This is a genomic window from Siminovitchia sediminis (assembly GCF_042680885.1).
GTDB lineage: Bacteria > Bacillota > Bacilli > Bacillales > Bacillaceae_C > Siminovitchia > Siminovitchia sediminis.
Genome location: NZ_JBHUEO010000004.1, coordinates 68759 through 86308, shown reverse-complemented (window position 1 = coordinate 86308; position 17550 = coordinate 68759). Strand labels below are relative to the sequence as shown.

At 42.4% G+C, this 17550-nt stretch carries 20 protein-coding genes; 17 read left to right on the top strand and 3 right to left on the bottom strand.

Going from position 1 to position 17550, the window contains the following annotated elements; translation table 11 throughout:
* Positions 1 to 79 precede the first annotated feature (79 nt).
* From ACFSCZ_RS01775 to ACFSCZ_RS01740, 8 genes are read left to right on the top strand one after another with little or no spacing between them, the layout of a single operon-like run.
* A complete protein-coding gene (locus ACFSCZ_RS01775; protein ID WP_380772171.1) occupies positions 80 to 595 on the top strand; it encodes a YqeG family HAD IIIA-type phosphatase in 516 nt (171 codons plus the stop codon).
* A 3-nt stretch (positions 596 to 598) separates the two neighbouring features.
* Positions 599 to 1702 (top strand): ribosome biogenesis GTPase YqeH, encoded by a 1104-nt coding sequence (gene yqeH / locus ACFSCZ_RS01770; RefSeq protein ID WP_380771926.1) that lies wholly within the window; start codon positions 599 to 601, stop codon positions 1700 to 1702.
* Between the two features lie 29 nt (positions 1703 to 1731).
* Positions 1732 to 2574 carry a shikimate dehydrogenase gene (aroE, locus tag ACFSCZ_RS01765; protein WP_380771924.1) on the top strand — a complete coding sequence of 281 codons (843 nt, stop codon included), beginning with the start codon at positions 1732 to 1734 and terminating at the stop codon, positions 2572 to 2574.
* Positions 2568 to 2867, top strand: a complete 300-nt coding sequence (gene yhbY / locus ACFSCZ_RS01760) for a ribosome assembly RNA-binding protein YhbY (protein ID WP_380771922.1) — start codon at positions 2568 to 2570, stop codon at positions 2865 to 2867. The genes aroE and yhbY overlap by 7 nt, the downstream gene beginning before the upstream one ends.
* Before the next feature lie 5 nt (positions 2868 to 2872).
* Positions 2873 to 3445, top strand: coding sequence for a nicotinate-nucleotide adenylyltransferase (locus ACFSCZ_RS01755; protein WP_380771921.1), 573 nt, complete (start codon positions 2873 to 2875; stop codon positions 3443 to 3445).
* Positions 3435 to 3992, top strand: a complete 558-nt coding sequence (gene yqeK / locus ACFSCZ_RS01750) for a bis(5'-nucleosyl)-tetraphosphatase (symmetrical) YqeK (protein ID WP_380771919.1) — start codon at positions 3435 to 3437, stop codon at positions 3990 to 3992. The genes ACFSCZ_RS01755 and yqeK overlap by 11 nt, the downstream gene beginning before the upstream one ends.
* Before the next feature lie 15 nt (positions 3993 to 4007).
* Positions 4008 to 4364, top strand: coding sequence for a ribosome silencing factor (rsfS, locus tag ACFSCZ_RS01745; RefSeq protein ID WP_380771917.1), 357 nt, complete (start codon positions 4008 to 4010; stop codon positions 4362 to 4364).
* Positions 4361 to 5107 (top strand): class I SAM-dependent DNA methyltransferase, encoded by a 747-nt coding sequence (locus ACFSCZ_RS01740; RefSeq protein ID WP_380771915.1) that lies wholly within the window; start codon positions 4361 to 4363, stop codon positions 5105 to 5107. Before rsfS ends, ACFSCZ_RS01740 begins: the two co-directional genes overlap by 4 nt.
* A gap of 156 nt (positions 5108 to 5263) precedes the next feature.
* Here ACFSCZ_RS01740 and comER read toward each other — a convergent pair whose 3' ends face one another.
* Entirely contained in the window at positions 5264 to 6085 is an 822-nt protein-coding gene (gene comER, locus ACFSCZ_RS01735; RefSeq protein WP_380771914.1) for a late competence protein ComER, read from the bottom strand.
* 83 nt (positions 6086 to 6168) lie between these two features.
* On the opposite strand from comER, the gene ACFSCZ_RS01730 reads away from it, so the two are divergent.
* From ACFSCZ_RS01730 to ACFSCZ_RS01720, 3 genes are read left to right on the top strand one after another with little or no spacing between them, the layout of a single operon-like run.
* Entirely contained in the window at positions 6169 to 6771 is a 603-nt protein-coding gene (locus ACFSCZ_RS01730; protein WP_380771912.1) for a helix-hairpin-helix domain-containing protein, read from the top strand.
* A 55-nt stretch (positions 6772 to 6826) separates the two neighbouring features.
* Positions 6827 to 7288 (top strand): ComE operon protein 2, encoded by a 462-nt coding sequence (locus ACFSCZ_RS01725; RefSeq protein ID WP_380771910.1) that lies wholly within the window; start codon positions 6827 to 6829, stop codon positions 7286 to 7288.
* A 39-nt stretch (positions 7289 to 7327) separates the two neighbouring features.
* On the top strand, positions 7328 to 9643 hold the full coding sequence (locus ACFSCZ_RS01720; protein ID WP_380771908.1) for a DNA internalization-related competence protein ComEC/Rec2: 2316 nt from the start codon (positions 7328 to 7330) through the stop codon (positions 9641 to 9643).
* Positions 9644 to 9714: 71 nt separating this feature from the next.
* Here the strand turns inward: ACFSCZ_RS01720 and ACFSCZ_RS01715 are convergent, their stop codons facing one another.
* On the bottom strand, positions 9715 to 9861 hold the full coding sequence (locus ACFSCZ_RS01715; RefSeq protein WP_380771905.1) for a YqzM family protein: 147 nt from the start codon (positions 9859 to 9861) through the stop codon (positions 9715 to 9717).
* 289 nt (positions 9862 to 10150) lie between these two features.
* On the opposite strand from ACFSCZ_RS01715, the gene holA reads away from it, so the two are divergent.
* Complete coding sequence (gene holA, locus ACFSCZ_RS01710) at positions 10151 to 11170, top strand: DNA polymerase III subunit delta (RefSeq protein ID WP_380771904.1); 1020 nt, start codon at positions 10151 to 10153, stop codon at positions 11168 to 11170.
* 40 nt (positions 11171 to 11210) lie between these two features.
* Here holA and rpsT read toward each other — a convergent pair whose 3' ends face one another.
* Entirely contained in the window at positions 11211 to 11474 is a 264-nt protein-coding gene (rpsT, locus tag ACFSCZ_RS01705) for a 30S ribosomal protein S20 (protein WP_380771902.1), read from the bottom strand.
* 185 nt (positions 11475 to 11659) lie between these two features.
* On the opposite strand from rpsT, the gene gpr reads away from it, so the two are divergent.
* The 5 genes from gpr (at position 11660) to hrcA (ending at position 17515) form a co-directional block, all read left to right on the top strand.
* Positions 11660 to 12778 (top strand): GPR endopeptidase, encoded by a 1119-nt coding sequence (gene gpr / locus ACFSCZ_RS01700; RefSeq protein ID WP_380771900.1) that lies wholly within the window; start codon positions 11660 to 11662, stop codon positions 12776 to 12778.
* A gap of 82 nt (positions 12779 to 12860) precedes the next feature.
* The gene (locus ACFSCZ_RS01695) at positions 12861 to 13205 is read left to right on the top strand and encodes a YqxA family protein (protein ID WP_380771898.1); all 345 of its coding nucleotides are present in this window, start codon (positions 12861 to 12863) and stop codon (positions 13203 to 13205) included.
* A gap of 116 nt (positions 13206 to 13321) precedes the next feature.
* On the top strand, positions 13322 to 15154 hold the full coding sequence (lepA, locus tag ACFSCZ_RS01690; protein WP_380771896.1) for a translation elongation factor 4: 1833 nt from the start codon (positions 13322 to 13324) through the stop codon (positions 15152 to 15154).
* A gap of 87 nt (positions 15155 to 15241) precedes the next feature.
* Positions 15242 to 16372, top strand: a complete 1131-nt coding sequence (gene hemW / locus ACFSCZ_RS01685; RefSeq protein ID WP_380771895.1) for a radical SAM family heme chaperone HemW — start codon at positions 15242 to 15244, stop codon at positions 16370 to 16372.
* 111 nt (positions 16373 to 16483) lie between these two features.
* Positions 16484 to 17515: a heat-inducible transcriptional repressor HrcA gene (gene hrcA / locus ACFSCZ_RS01680; RefSeq protein WP_380772170.1), complete on the top strand. Its 1032-nt coding sequence runs from the start codon at positions 16484 to 16486 to the stop codon at positions 17513 to 17515.
* Positions 17516 to 17550: the final 35 nt, after the last annotated feature.

Below are 17550 nucleotides of genomic sequence, written 5' to 3'. Positions count from 1 at the left end.
TTTGTTCCTGTAAAATTTTGAAACACAGGGACGATTTATATATGATAAAAAGAGATGTAGAAATAATGAGGTGCGCATGTTGTTAAAACGTTTTTTACCAGATGAGTATGTCAAAAGTGTTTTTTCCATAGATCCTGCTGCTTTAAAAGCAAAAGGTGTAAAAGGAATTATTACAGACTTGGATAATACACTGGTTGAATGGGATAGACCAGAGGCAACTCCGCAGCTGATTGAATGGCTGGAAGAGTTAAAGAACCATGACATGAAAGTGACGATTGTGTCAAATAATAATGAACAGAGAGTCGGCGAATTCTCCAACCCGTTGAACATCCCATTCATATGCAGAGCAAAAAAGCCTTCCAGAAAAGCTTTTTTACAGGCAATGAAAGAGATGCGTCTGTCAAGAGAAGAGACCGTCATTATAGGAGATCAGTTGTTAACGGATGTATTCGGCGGGAACCGCGCAGGTCTATACACAATCCTTGTGGTGCCGGTCGCACAATCTGATGGCTTTTTTACCCGATTTAACCGGATGGTTGAGAGAAGGATTATGGCATTGCTTAAACGCAAAGGCCTCATTCATTGGGAGGAATAAAGTGTGAATCAAGACATTCATTGCATAGGCTGCGGTGTTTCTATTCAAACGGAAAGGCCAGGCGAACTCGGTTTTACGCCGCCTTCTGCATTGGAAAAAGAAGAAGTCATCTGCCAAAGATGTTTTAGGTTAAAGCATTATAATGAAGTCCAGGATGTAGAATTATCAGATCAGGACTTTCTGGATATCCTGCATGCGATCGGCAGCACTGATAGTCTCGTTGTAAAAATTATCGATATTTTTGATTTTAACGGAAGCTGGATCCCGGGGATCCAACGTTTTGCGGGAAGAAATCAGGTGCTCCTGATCGGGAACAAAGTGGATTTGCTTCCGAAATCAACAAATAAAAATAAACTGATCCAGTGGATGAAAGCACAATCCAGGGAAATGGGACTGACCCCAGTGGACATTTTGCTGGTGAGCGCAGAAAAAGGCCTGGGCATCCAGGAAGCTCTCGGACAGATAGAAACATACCGCCAAGGAAGAGATGTGTATGTGGTAGGCTGTACCAATGTTGGAAAATCAACGTTTATCAACCAAGTGATTAAAACTGCTGCGGGCCGTGAGGAAGTCATTACCACTTCACATGTCCCCGGCACTACGTTGGATATGATTGAAATTCCGCTTGACGATGGGAAGAAGCTTGTCGATACCCCTGGAATAATGAATCACCACCAAATGGCACATGTTGTTAGTAAAAAGGCGTTGAAAACCATCACGCCGAAAAAAGAAATAAAGCCGAGGGTCTACCAATTAAATGAAAGACAAACCCTCTTTTTTGGAGGGCTTGCACGTTTAGATTATATACAAGGCGGAAGGCGCTCTATCATCTGCTATTTGTCCAACAGCCTGGATATACACCGGACGAAATTGGAAAAAGCCGATGATTTGTATGAAAAGCATGCCGGCGGTATGCTCCAGCCTCCAAATAAAAATGAATTGGAGGATTTCCCGGAACTTGTCAGGCATGAGTTTTCCATTAAATCAGATCAAACGGATATTGTTTTTTCAGGATTGGGCTGGGTTACGGTAAAGGAAAAAGGTGCAAACATAGCTGCCTATGCACCTAAAGGTGTTTCCGTATTGTTGCGGCCTTCTCTTATTTGATGAAAAAATATGAAGACAGGATGAGTAGATTGAAAAAGTTATTTGGTGTGATTGGCGATCCCATCTCCCATTCATTATCACCGGTCATGCATAACAGAGAACTGAATGAACTCGGAATAGATGCTTATTATCATCCTTTTCACATAAAAGGGGAAGATTTAAAGACAGCTGTTGAGGGAATGAAAGTAATGGGTATGAATGGCTTTAATATCACTATACCCCACAAAACAGCGATTATCCCATTGTTGGACAAAGTGGACCCGCTTGCGGAAGCGATTGGAGCTGTAAATACAGTCGTCAGAGAAAATGGCCTGTTTGTCGGTTATAATACTGATGGCGAAGGATTTGTAGCATCTCTAAAAGAGGATTGGAAAGATGATCTTTCAGGAGAAAAGACATTGATTGTTGGGGCAGGCGGAGCTGCCAAAGCCATTTATTACACTCTTTTGTCTAAAGGTGTTCATCAAGTGGACATTGCCAACAGAACGGTTCAAACAGCAAAAAATCTCATTGAAAATCAGCCGTATCAAGCAGATTCTCAAGCCTTATCACTCAAGGAGGCTGAGGCCAGCATCGGCAAGTATTCATTGATTATCCAAACAACTTCGATCGGTATGGAGCCTGATATCTATAGCAGCCCTATCTCACTGCAAGGATTAACCCCCGGGGCTTTCGTTTCAGATATCATCTATAACCCTGGAGAAACTCAATTTCTTAAGGAAGCAGCTCGGTATGGCGCTACAACTCAGAATGGTCTTGCCATGCTTGTATATCAGGGAGCATTGGCCTTTGAAAAATGGACGAATACAAAACCAAATGTGACTCGGATGAAAGAGACGATCCAACACTGCTTGGGAGGAACATCATGCTGACAGGAAAACAAAAGAGATTTTTACGTGCCAAAGCCCATCATCTTCAGCCGATTTTTCAAGTCGGAAAAGGCGGGGTAAATGCCAATATGGTCAAGCAAATCCAAGATGCACTGGAAGCAAGAGAGTTGATTAAAGTGAATATCCTGCAAAACTGTGAAGATGATAAAGAAACGGTGGCTGAAGAAATCGTCCAGGGAACACAAGCTGAATTGGTACAAATCATCGGACGCGTCATCGTTCTTTACAAGGAATCCACGGATAATAAACAAATTGATCTTCCCGTGAAGGGTTGATTTGTATGAAGAGGAAAATAGGGATTTTAGGGGGGACATTTGATCCGCCTCATATGGGACATCTAATCATTGCCAATGAGGTTTTGAATCAATTAGAGTTGGATGAAGTAAGGCTGATGCCTAACCGTGAGCCGCCACATAAGGAAAAGCGGAGCGGGACGACTGCACAGGACCGGCTGGCTATGTTGAGACTAGCAATTGAAGACCACCCTTTATTTTCTGTTGACACAATTGAATTGCATCGGGAAGGTCCGTCGTATACTTACCACACAATGAAAGCTATCCGGGAGCAGGAAACCAATGCGGAGTACTATTTTATCATTGGAGCAGACATGGTAGAGTTTTTGCCTCGTTGGTACAACATTGACAAGCTGCTTGAACTTGTTCAATTTGTAGGTACAAACAGACCTGATTATACATTGGAGACCCCATATCCGATTTTGAACGTAAAAGTTCCCATGATTGAAATTTCCTCGTCCATGATCAGGAATCGGGTTAGAAATGGAGACTCCATCAGGTATTTAACCCCTGAACGTGTGATTCGCTATATAGAGGAGCATCACTTATATGAAACGTGAACAGGCTTATCAGATTCTGAGTGAAAAAATATCTGGACCCAGATACGACCATACAGTCCGAGTTGCGGAAACTGCAGAGAAGCTAGCGGTAAAGTATGGTGCAGATGTAGAAAGAACGGTCCTGGCTGCAATTTTTCATGATTACGCAAAACTTCAGCCGATTAGCGAGCTGAAAGAATTAATTATCGAGTACCGATTGGATTCCCGGTTGCTGGATTTTCATCCTGAGCTATGGCATGCACCTGCAGGTGCAGTTCTTGTACAGGAAGAAGTGGGTATAAAAGATGAGGAGATCCTGAACGCCATCCGTTATCATACGACCGGCAGAGCAGGCATGTCCTTGCTGGAAAAAATAGTGTATATTGCAGACTATATTGAACCGGGAAGAAAATTCCCCGGGCTGGATGAAGTCCGTCAACTGGCAGACCAACAATTGGATATGGCCGTGTTCAAATCTCTAGGCAATACCATCAAATACTTGATTGGTCAATCGGCTACCGTTTACCCGGATACATTTGAAGCTTATAATGCTATGGCACCCAAATAAGGAGGAGATGAAAGCTTGGACTCAAAAACACTATTGAAGACAGTTGTAAAAGCAGCAGATGATAAAAAGGCGGAAGATATTGTAGTGTTAAATATGCAGGGAATCTCACTGATTTCCGATTATTTTCTCATTTGTCACGGGACTTCGGAAAAACAGGTTCAAGCCATTTCAAGAGAAGTGAAATTAAGTGCAGAAAAATTGGGCCTTGATATAAAGAAGATGGAAGGTTTCGAAGAGGCCAGGTGGGTATTGATTGATATGGGCCATGTCATTGCTCATATATTCCACCGTGATGAGAGAAGCTATTATAATCTCGAAAGACTGTGGGGAGATGCACCGATGGAGAATGTACAGAGGGAACTGGCACCGTGAGTTATGAACAGCTGGCCTATGTATATGATAAGTTAATGGAGGAGGCTCCGTACGATCGCTGGGTCCGCTTTTTGAAAGAGAATAAGGATCGATGGAAGGCACCCGGAGTCCGGGTGCTTGATTTGGGATGCGGCACTGGAGAAATGGCCATCCTTTTAATGAAAGAAGGCTTCCATGTATCGGGTGTGGATCTATCAGAGGATATGCTGGCAGTGGCAGCCGAAAAAGCAGAAAACGAAGGGCTTATTCTTCCCTTATATCATCAAGACATGAGTGAACTGGAAGGGTTGCCGGAATACGACATCATCACCATCTTTTGTGACTCACTGAATTATTTACCTACGCCTGAAAAAGTGAAAAAAACATTTCGTGCTGCTCACGAACATCTCGTTTCTGGGGGGCTCCTGTTATTTGATGTTCATTCTGTGTATCAAATGGACCAAGGGTTTGCCCATCAGACTTTTACTCTGAATGAGGATAATGTTGCTTATATATGGGATGCCTATCCCGGAGAGGAGCCCTGCTCAGCTGAACATGCCATTACGTTTTTTGTTTTGGATGAGAGAACAGGGCAATATCAAAGGATGGACGAACTTCACAAACAGCGGACTTACCTGCTGCAGGATTATCAAGAATGGCTGATGGAAGCCGGATTTGAGATTCTCTCAGTCACAGCAGACTTTTCCGGTCAGCCTCCTGACGAAACATCACGGCGTCTTTTTTTTACTTGCAGAAAAAAGTAAAGAGAGGCCGGGCAAATGGTTGATGTAAAACTCCTGCGAGTTTGAAAAAGTTACTAACCGAAAGTTCGGCCTTTCTACTATATTCCAGCCCCGGATAGATGGGATAAATTTTCGTATAGACAGAAGGAGTTTTCATAGGTTTGTCGAATTATACTCTTATACATTAAACTTTTCCCGAATATGAAATGCTTCATCCGCAAATTTTTTATGGGTAGCACGAAACAGTTTTTCAAACATTTCTCCTTTTTCTTCCTGTAAAACAGCGAGCCCTTCTCCTGTAATTCCTCCTTTTACACATACTTTTTCTTCAAGGGCGGGAAGGGTATAATGCTTTTGTTTCAACAGTTCCCCCATGCCGATCAGCATATTTTCCGCTAGAACAGCAGCTGTATCCTCATCGATATTTGTTTCAGCTGCAGCGGCTTCAATAAAACATCTTGTCAGAAAACTGATAAATGCCGGGCCGCAGCTGACAATATCTGAAGATACCCTTACAATCCTTTCATCAATTTCAAGCGGTACAGATACTTTAGAAAACATCTCCCAAAGTAACCTTTTCCAATATTCCTCACAGTGAATTCCATAAGTAAAAAGCGAAACTCCTGCCAATGCTCTGTTTGTAATGCTTGGTATGACCCGGGCACAAGATGCTTCCACCAATTGTTCAATCCAAGGAACCTGGATGGGACTCGTAATAGAAACAAGGCATTGTTTCTTTGAAAATAATGATGCTCTTTCCTTGATGAAAGCAATCATATCGATAGGCTTTATGCAAAGAAAGACGATGTCCGCCTGTACTATGACTTCCTCAGCATCGTCCGTTACAGTAATTTCCCTATATTTGTGCTGCAGTCTGAGAGCTTTTGACTTCGTACGGTTTGTTACGAAAATATTCGAAGGAGAAACTGCTCCGCCGCTGATTAAGGCTTCCAAAAGAATGGTTCCCATATTTCCTGTACCTATAAATCCTACCTTCATGCTGTTTCCCCCTTAAACATCTATTCCTGACAATGTATGTTTTTGCAATTGTAAATATTCATCAGGCAAAGGAGGCAAGTAAATTGATCTGGTTTGAGAAATACAAAACAATTTTGATCAGCCTTGCAGTGACGGTCCTGGCAGGATTGTTGTTTATTGGCCGACCGGGTGAAAGGGGGGGACTGCAGGAACCTCCTATATTTGAAGGATATCCCGGACAGGCTCCTGAAGAAGAACTGGAAGATGTAGCAGGTCCTATATATGTCGATGTAAAAGGGGCTGTTTCCAGCCCTGGACTGTATGAAGCAAATGAGGACGACCGCATTTTGGATGTAATACAGCAGGCTGGAGGACTGGAAGAAACTGCTGATGAAAAACAAATTAATTTCGCGCAAAAAGTGCATGATGAAATGGTGATTTATATCCCGGAACAAGGAGAATTGGAAGAAAGTGGTCCTGCTGCAGGATTTGTCCCCGCTTCACAAGATCAAGGAAAAATAAATATAAACAAGGCAGAACTGATTGAACTGGAAACTCTTCCGGGGATAGGGCCCTCAAAAGCACAGGCCATTATGGACTACAGGGAGGAGCAAGGACGATTTAAGACACCGGAAGACCTCAAAAATGTTTCGGGAATCGGAGAAAAAACATTTGAGAGGCTCCAAGAGCTGATTTCTGTGAATTGACTGGAACAGATCCAAGCCGATAAACTAAAGAAAATAGATAAAAAGGGAGCAGCTTATGGAAAGAATATCATGGAAACAATACTTTATGGCCCAAAGCCACTTATTATCCTTTCGGAGTACATGTACAAGGTTGACGGTTGGTGCGACAATTGTCAGGGACAACCGGATTATTGCGGGGGGATACAATGGATCCATAGCAGGTGGCGTACATTGTATTGACGAAGGGTGTTATGTCATTGACGGACATTGTGTCCGTACCATTCATGCTGAGATGAACGCCGTCATTCAATGTGCGAAGTTTGGAGTTCCGACGGACGGAGCTGAGATATATGTCACGCATTTTCCATGTCTCCAATGTACAAAGGGAATTATCCAAGCCGGGATTAAAGCGGTCTATTATGCTGATGATTACAAAAACCACCCGCACTCCATTGAACTGTTTGAGCAAGCCGGGTTACATGTAGAAAAAGTACCGCTTGACAGAGATATTTTTATGAAGTTTGCTTATGCAAAATAATTAGGGGGCGGGATGCCCCCGTTCTCTAAGGAGGGAAAAATGTCCGGAAAGTGGGTGTACGTGGCCCTGGCGGCATTATTAGGAATCCTCACTGCTTTTGAGCCTGGTTTCTTGACCATCCTATTTCTTTTATTGATAATCATAAGAGTCAAGTACATAAAAAACCAAAACTACTTCTTCTTCTTTTGCACAACCGTACTTATTTTCTTTTTGTTGAGCGAGTTTACAAAAGCTCGGCATCACTCTTCATATGCAACCTCCGGGAAAATCCAGGAACCTGTCACCCTCTTAGAATCCCCTCAGTTCGACGGCAACCGGATAAAGGCTGTTGCCATCACCCCAGCCAAAGAAAAGGTCCTGCTGCAATATCTTATGTCCGCAGAAAACGAAAAGAATGATTTGTTTCAGAAACTTAGGTCCGGTATGACTTGCCATGTGGATGGGATATTGACCCGGCCGGAGCCCAACCGAAACGAACATGCGTTCAACTATGCTTTATATTTAGAAAGGAAAAATATTCACTGGATCTTAGAAGCCGACAGGATAGCAGCCGATAGCTGTTATGCTCACCGAAATTCTGTCACTGCTGTTCTGCAAAATATGCGGGCAACCGGAATTCAAATCATTGAAAACAAATTCCCCGAGAGGTTGTCTGCCTATACGGCAGCGCTTGTCTTTGGTGACCGTTCCCTCATGTCAGAAGAATCGGAACGGGCTTATCAACGGCTTGGGATTGTGCATCTGTTAGCTATCTCCGGGCTGCATGTGGGAATTATTGCGGGTGCTGTCTATTTTCTTTGTATTAAAATGGGCTTAACCAGAGAATTTGCTTTTTGGCTGCTGATTGTTTTCCTGCCAATGTATGCGGTTTTGACTGGAGGAAACCCCCCGGTCATCCGTGCGGTGATCATGACAACTCTGTTATTATTATCAAAAAGATGGAGGCTTCCGCTGTCTGCAGTAGATGTCATCTCTATCAGCTTCATTGCATTCTTAATGGTCAATCCCATGCTTGTCTATCATGTTGGATTTCAATTGTCCTATGCTGTCAGCTTCTCATTGTTGATGTCGTCTTTTCTCTTGGATCATCACCGTTCTGCCCTTAGGAAGATGATTCATATTTCTGTCGTCTCTGCGCTGTCTTCCGCCCCCATCCTTGCCTATCATTTTTATGAGTTTTCTCTATTAAGTCTGGCAGCAAATTTGCTGTATGTTCCGTTTTACACACTCATTTTACTTCCTGCTGCACTCGTTCTGTTTATCCTGTCTTTTACTGAAATCCCCGCTTTTAATAGCCTCGTGTACCTGCTGGACCAGATGGTATCCCTGTCTGAAAACATAGCAAACGCGGCAAGCACTGTTCCTTTTGCCGTACATGTAACTGGAAAGCCTTCTGCATGTGGAATGATTTTTATATGCGGTGGTACATTTTTATATTTCTTATTAAGGGAAAAAAACGTACAGCCGTTTAAAGCCATCCTCCCGCTTATTTTCATTTTATTCTTTTATTCTGTTTTCCTAAAATATTCCCCGTACGGAGAAGTGGTCTTTATTGATGTGGGCCAGGGGGACAGCATTTTGATAAAACTTCCATATAACCGGGGCACATACCTTATTGATACAGGAGGACAGCTTACCTTTCCCAGGGAAGAATGGGAAGAGAGGACGGCACCTTATCAGGTGGGCAGGGATACGCTCATCCCTCTTTTGAAAAGCAAAGGGATTCATCGGATTGATAAACTGATATTAACCCACAGTGATATTGATCATATCGGTGCAGCAAATGATGTCTTGAAAGAATTGAGGGTAGGAGAAATATGGATCAGCCCCAATTCCTGGGAGAAACCCGTGATGGCCAATCTGCTCCATGTGGCATGGGAGCAAAAAATAAAGGTAAAGGAAGTGCAAGCAGGGGAAAATTGGAAAAATAAATCGGGCACTTTTCAATTTGTTTTTCCATTTGATACTTATTATGAAGGAAATAATGATTCACTTGTCCTGTACGCGTCCATGGGAGGGCTGACTTGGCTGTTTACCGGGGATGTTGAAGAAGCGGGAGAAATAGAAATGATCTCCGCCTATAAACACCTGGATATTGACGTGTTAAAAGTCGCTCATCATGGGAGCAGAGGATCAACAAGCAAGATGTTTGTGGAATATATCCAGCCTCAATATGCTGTGATATCAGCAGGAAAATCAAATCGTTACGGCCACCCTCATCCTGAGGTGATTGACATTCTGGAAACAGAAAAAGTTCATATCTTTCGAACGGATAAAAATGGGGGAGTTCACTACCGGTTTACATCAAAAAAAGGAACCTTTCATACAGTAATTCCATATGATAATGCAAGATAACGCTATATTCTTTAATGACTCCTTGTAAAAATAAAGAAGAAGCTTGCGGACGCAAACTTCTTCTTTATTCATCATTTACCAAGTACTTCAATCACAGTGCCAATCACAAAAATGAGTGTGAAGAATACAAATGATACTACGAATCCAATACCGGAGTCGATAGCATCGTTGCGCTTGGACTGTACATTTTGTTCAAATTGGAATTCAGATTCTCTCACAACTACCCCTCCTGTTTCCACTTTAGTATAGATGAAGCCGAAAAAAAAATCCACTATCCATTTACCTCTGTTGACAAGAGTTAACACCTATACTTTTTTTGCTGGCGGCCAAACTATCCTTACAGTTGGTTACCCCGCTTTTAAATAAGTGTCCTAGGCCTTGTTTAAAAGCGTTTATATAGATTAGGGAGCTGTGGCTGTTGGCGGCACAGCCCCCTTTGCCTCTTGTCAAAACCTCTTTCTTTTTTTACGATGGATATGTAGAAATGCGAAAGAGAGACGAGTGCATATGACGATGATCGAAAAAATCCAAAAAAAGGCTATCTCTCCTATATATTTATTATACGGAACAGAAACCTTTTTAATCAATGAGGTAAAACAGCAACTGATGACAAACGTGTTAACGGAGCAAGATGCTGAATTTAATTATTCGGTGTACGATCTGGAAGAAACCCCCGTGGAACTTGCTATTGAAGATGCCGAAACGTATCCGTTTACCGGTGAAAAAAAGCTGCTGATTCTACATAACCCAGTGTTTTTAACAGCAGTAAAGCAAAAGGAGAAAGTGGAGCATCATCTGAAGAGACTTGAGGAATATATGGAAAATCCGGCGCCATACACGGTAGTGGTATTTATTGCTGATTACGCCAAACTGGATGAGAGAAAAAAAATCACCAAGCTATTCAAAAAGCACGCTGTAATGTTGGAGGCCAAGCCGCTGAACGAGCAACAGCTCAAAAAGTGGATTCAAGATCGAGCTGGTTTAAATGATGTAACCATTGATGGATCTGCAGTTGAATCTTTATTGTTCATGGCAGGTTCGGACCTGATGATATTAAATGAGGAACTGATGAAACTCTCACTTTATGCCGGTAAAAAAGGGAGAATTACCGAGGAAACCGTCAGACATTTAATTTCACGTTCCTTGGAACAGAATGTATTTGCTTTAACAGAAAATATCATGAAAAGGAATATGGATGAGACCCTTAGAATTTTTCGCGATTTGATGAAACAAAATGAAGAACCAATCAAAATTTTATCGTTGATTGCAGGACAATTCAGACTGATTTATCAAGTAAAGGAATTAACTGCGAGGGGGTACAGCCAAAAGCATGCGGCTGGACTAATAAAGGTCCATCCATATCGGATTAAATTGGCTGCTGAGCAGTCGCGCTTTTTCTCGGAGGAGGAACTGAAAAGGGTAATTGATTTGATCGCGGATTGTGATCTGACTCTGAAAACCGGTGGATTGGACAGGGCAGTGGCACTTGAATTACTGCTGGTGAAAATTCTACAGGAGCAAAAATAAAAACGACCTGCAGAGGTCGTTTTTTACATGGATCCGTTGATTAAGCACTCACTTTGCTGAGTTTTTTGGCCAATCGTGCTTTTTGGCGGTTTGCTGTATTTTTATGGATGATTCCTTTTGTCACAGCCTTATCCACTTGCTTGATTGCATCTTTGAAAAGTTCTTTTGCATTTTCATCATTCTGGTCTACAGCCGTTTCAAATTTCTTAACAGCTGTGCGCATTGCTGATTTAAATGCTGCATTTTGCTGGTTTTTATTTTCATTGGTTTTTACACGTTTAATCGCTGATTTAATGTTTGGCATTCCCTTCACCTCCTGAAAACCATAAACATTGCCCATACAAGATCCAATATAGAACAAGAGTATTTTACCAAACAGCCCATAGGAATGCAATATAAATTAAAGAGCCGGTGGATTCTGATGCATGAATCTTTCTGATATCGGAGAAGATGAAAAGTAAATAGGCACTATCAAGGGAGGCGTTGCATATGAAGGAGCAGGATCTTGATGTAAGCCGTTATTCAATCAGAACCGATCTGGCGAAAGAAGCACTGGAAATCGCTGTGGATCAAAAGGCAGTAAAAAAAGGCCAGAAACGAGAAATTAATGGAGTCATCATAGAAGAAAGAATACAGGATGATGTCCAAATATCTTCAGTACATATCACACCTGAAGGAGAGCAGCAGATCGGAAAAAAATCCGGCCATTATTTAACACTTGAAGTACAGGGGATTCGAAGCCAGGATAGTGTACTGCAGCAAAAAGTTCAGGAAATATTCGCTGCTGAATTCAGCCGTTTTCTATCCATGCTCGGAATTCCAAAACAAGCGAGCTGTCTGATCGTCGGCCTCGGCAATTGGAACGTTACGCCTGACTCGCTCGGTCCTCTTGTTTGTGAAAATATCATTGTCACCCGGCATCTGTTTGAACTGGATGGACACACTGTAGAGGAGGGCTACAGGCCGGTCAGTTCTATTACTCCGGGAGTAATGGGTCTTACGGGGATAGAAACCAGTGACATTATCTACGGTGTATCCGGACAGGCCAAGCCGGATTTTATCATAGCCATTGATGCATTGGCCTCCCGGTCCATAGAAAGAGTGAATGCAACCATTCAAATATCCGATACAGGCATTCATCCGGGCTCGGGAGTTGGGAATAAAAGAAAGGAATTGAGTCAAAAAACACTGGGAATTCCTGTTATTTCCATTGGTGTTCCAACTGTTGTAGATGCGGTTACGATTACCAGTGACACCATTGATTTTATATTGAAGCATTTTGGGAGAGAAATAAAAGATTCAGGAGAACCTTCCCGGTCATTGGCCCCTGCCGGCCTTACTTTTGGGGAGAAAAAGAAATTAACAGAGGAAGATATGCCGGACGAGGACAAGCGCAAGACATTTATGGGAATCGTGGGCGTACTCGGGGATGATGAAAAAAGAAAGCTGATCCAAGAAGTTCTTGCCCCGCTTGGACATAACTTGATGGTGACACCAAAAGAGGTTGATGTATTCATTGAAGACATGGCCAACCTGCTGGCTGCCGGCCTGAACGCGGCACTCCATACTGCAGTTAACCAAGAAGACGCCGGATTTAAAACACGGTAACACTTGGAAGTTCTATGAACTCTCTATGACACATACTGTTTTAGTAGAGGAAATATAGGACGGGATTTTGGAGGTGATCGGTTTGGGGAAATTCATCGGTAAATGTCTCATTGTTGTGCTGGTTCTATTTATAGGTGTATTTATCGGAATGGAAAAAGCACATCAGGGGATGCAAAATATGAAGGGCTATGAAGAACCGTCACTTCCGTCTCCTGTCTCCATCCATGAAGGTGAAGACGGACAAATAGAGGCTGAGGTGCTAGGTAGTGAAATCCAGCATGCCGATCAATTGTCAAAGAAAAAAGAAGACCTGGAGAAGATTGGTACGTTTAATATTTTTTCGTCGATGGGAAAAGCCCTTGCTTCTTTTGTAAGAGAGGCAACCGATGCACTGATTCAATTTTTTTTGAAGCTCTTTTCGTCTTGAATACGTATTTGATAAAAACGCATGAATTTCCATGCGCTTTTTTTTTTGTGAATTGAGTGCCGGGCTGATATAATCTAACCTAGTGGACATGTGCCTATTAACAGGAGTGAACAAAAATGAATCAAAATGACAGGAAAAAAAGACAAAAAAATATCCGTAATTTCTCTATTATTGCCCACATTGATCATGGAAAATCCACTTTGGCGGACAGGATTCTTGAGAAAACAAAAGCGTTGTCTTCCAGAGAAATGAAAAACCAATTGCTGGATTCCATGGATTTGGAACGGGAACGGGGCATTACGATAAAGTTAAATGCTGTCCAATTAAAGTACAAAGCAAATGATGGGGAAGAATATATTTTCCATTTGATTGATACCCCGGGGCATGTTGATTTTACATATGAAGTGTCTCGTAGTCTGGCTGCCTGTGAAGGAGCCATTCTTGTTGTGGATGCAGCACAGGGAATAGAGGCTCAGACGCTTGCCAATGTATACCTTGCCCTTGATAATGATTTGGAAATTGTTCCGGTCATCAATAAAATTGACTTGCCTGCCGCTGAACCTGAAAGAGTCAAGCAAGAAATTGAAGATGTCATCGGACTGGATGCATCTGATGCGGTCTTAGCTTCAGCCAAAGCTGGCATTGGAATAGAAGATATTCTGGAACAGATTGTTGAAAAAGTGCCTGCACCTGAAGGAGATCCGGAAGCACCGTTAAAAGCACTCATTTTTGATTCCCTTTACGATGCCTATCGAGGAGTGATTGCATCCATTCGTGTAATAGACGGCACCTTAAAAGCAGGAGATAAAATTAAAATGATGGCAACCGGGAAGGAGTTTGAGGTGGCTGAAGTCGGCGTTCATGCTCCCAAGCCCATGTTAGTGGATGAACTGACAGTAGGGGATGTCGGATTTGTTACAGCTTCCATCAAAAATGTTGCAGATACTCGTGTAGGGGACACCATTACCCATGCGGAACACCCTGCAAGCGAGCCCCTGCCCGGCTACCGTAAAATGAATCCTATGGTCTTTTGCGGATTATATCCGATCGATTCGGCAAAGTTTAATGATTTGAGAGAAGCTTTGGAAAAGCTGGAATTAAACGACTCCGCACTTGAATATGAAGCCGAAACTTCGCAGGCCCTCGGGTTTGGGTTCCGGTGTGGTTTCCTCGGACTTCTTCATATGGAAATTATCCAGGAGCGGATTGAGCGTGAATTCAGGATCGATTTGATTACCACCGCGCCCAGTGTTGTTTATAAGGTTTTTTTAAATGACGGTACAGAAATATCTGTTGATAATCCTGCAAATATGCCTGAAGCCCAGCTCGTGGAAAGAGTCGAAGAGCCATATGTTAAGGCCTCCATGATGGTGCCAAACGATTATGTGGGGGCCGTTATGGAATTAGCTCAGGAAAAACGGGGGCATTTCATAGACATGCAGTATCTGGACGACATCAGAGTCAATGTGGTTTATGAAATACCGCTGGCCGAAATTGTGTATGACTTTTTTGATCAGTTAAAATCCAATACAAAAGGCTACGCTTCTTTTGACTATGAGCCAATTGGCTATAAACCGTCCAATCTAGTAAAAATGGATATTTTATTAAATGGCGAGAAAGTGGATGCTCTCAGCTTTATCGTTCATAAGGATTTCTCGTATGAACGAGGAAAGAACATTGTAGAGAAACTGAAGGAACTCATCCCACGCCAGCAATTTGAAGTGCCGGTACAGGCTGCCATCGGGCAAAAAATTGTTGCGAGGTCGACGATAAAAGCACTAAGGAAGAACGTGCTTTCCAAGTGCTATGGCGGAGATATTTCCCGTAAGAGAAAACTGCTTGAAAAGCAGAAAGAAGGGAAGAAGCGGATGAAACAGGTGGGATCCGTAGAGGTTCCACAAGAGGCCTTTATGGCTGTATTGAAAATGGATGACACAGGAAACAGCTAATCATAACGGTTAAGGTAAAATAAAAGAAAGGATTAAAAGATTCCTTTCTTTTATTTTTGTTCTACTATAACAAAGGTCGTGAAGAAATTGAACTCAGCCTATATTCACATTCCATTTTGTGAGCAGATCTGTCATTATTGTGACTTTAATAAGTTTTTTCTGCACACGCAGCCGGTAGATGAATATTTGCAGCTGCTGGAAAAAGAATTTAAACTATATATAGAACAGATTCCGGATTTGTCATTAAAGACAATTTTTGTAGGAGGCGGCACACCCACAGCGCTAAGTGCAGACCAGCTGGAAGTATTATGTTCCGCGATTAGACGGAACCTGCCTTTTGAGGGTGGGGAATTTACTTTTGAAGCCAACCCCGGAGATTTGACCGAAGAAAAGCTGCGTGTTCTTGCTGACCATGGTGTGAACAGGCTGAGCCTCGGTGTACAATCATTTAATGACAGTCTGTTAAAAAAAATTGGCCGTTCGCATCAGGTGAAGGATGTATACCGGTCCATCCGCCTTGCTCAAAAAGCCGGCTTTTCAAATATCAGCATTGATTTAATTTATGCTTTGCCGGGTCAAACGCTGGAAGATTTTGCAGAAACTTTAAAGAAAGCCATCGAATTGGATCTTCCTCATTATTCGGGGTACTCTCTCCTTGTTGAGCCAAAGACTGTTTTTTACAATTTAATGAGGAAAGGGCAATTGAGGTTGCCGGGTGAAGATCAGGAGGCTGCCATGTACGAGATGCTTATAGATGAAATGGCCAAAAGCGGCCATGACCAGTATGAAATAAGCAATTTTTCCAATCCGGGCTTTCAAAGTATTCATAATCTCGTATATTGGAATAATGAGGAATATATCGGTTTTGGGGCAGGCGCACACGGATATGTAAGGGGTATACGTTATTCTAATTACGGTCCGCTGAAAAAGTATATGAACCCGCTTGAAAAGGGCTCTCTTCCAATCATAGAACAACATACAGTTACCGATCAGGAAAAGATGGAAGAGGAAATGTTTCTCGGTTTAAGAAAAAGGTCTGGTGTCAGTATATCTCACTTTATTCAGAAATTCTCTGTTGATCCCAGGAGTCTGTTTCGTGAACAATTCAGCAGCCTATGCGCAAAAGGGTGGATTGAAGAAAAAGACGGGACGATCCGCCTGACCCGTCAGGGTCTTTTTCTTGGAAACGAAGTGTTTCAAGCCTTTCTTTTATCCTAAAGCTTTATCGGTAAAGGTATATAAATTCGTTGACATCATTGGGTCATTTTGTTACTTTATAAAGTAGATTTAGCACTCATGATCATAGAGTGCTAAAAGAGGTGATGAATGGTGCTGACAGATCGTCAACTACTCATATTACAAGCTATCATTGATGATTTTATCAGATATGCCCAACCCATCGGCTCGGGAAAATTATCAAAAAAAGCTGAAATAAATCTTAGCTCTGCAACCATCCGTAATGAAATGGCGGATTTGGAAGAACATGGATATATTGAAAAAACCCATACTTCGTCCGGACGTATCCCGTCCGAAAAGGGGTACAGATATTACGTGGACCACCTGCTGGCACCGGAAATGCTGCGTGCCCATGAAAGACAAATCATACGATCCATTTTTGCAGAGAAAATTTATGAACTTGAAGACGTAGTCCAAAGGTCTGCCAGTGTTCTGTCCGAGCTGACGAACTACACGGCAATTCTCCTGGGACCCGCTGTCAAGGAAAACAAGCTGAAGCAGCTGCAGATTGTACCGCTTACCGGAGACAAAGCGGTTGCTGTCATTATTACAGATACCGGTCATGTTGAAAATAAAATTTTTTCATTGCCGGACAATTATACATCGGGAAATATAGAGAAACTGGTCAATTGGTTAAATGACAAATTAACAGGAGTTCCGATATCAGAGTTAAGGGACAAGATTGAGTTTGAGGTTGCAGAATTGCTCAAGCGAAATATAAATGAATACGATCGGCTGCTGCAATCCCTTTTACAGGCCATTGATATGCCGGGAAATGAAAAAATTTTCTTCGGCGGAAAGACCAATATGCTGAATCAGCCTGAGTTCAACAATATTCATAAAATCAGATCATTGCTGGATATGATTGAAAAGAAAGACGGGTTTTACGAACTCTTTAAACATACACCAAATGGCATTCATGTCTCGATAGGCAAAGAAAACAAGAACATGGCGATAGAAGACTGCAGCCTGATTACGGCTACTTACTCTATCGCAAAAGAGCCGGTTGGGACCATAGCTATTTTAGGTCCAACACGCATGGAGTACTCCAGGGTGATCAGCCTGCTGGATGTACTGAGCAAGGATATGAGCCAGGCATTAACAAACATGTTTAATGAACAGTAAACCACAATCCGGGAATGGAAATTAGCGTATGCTAA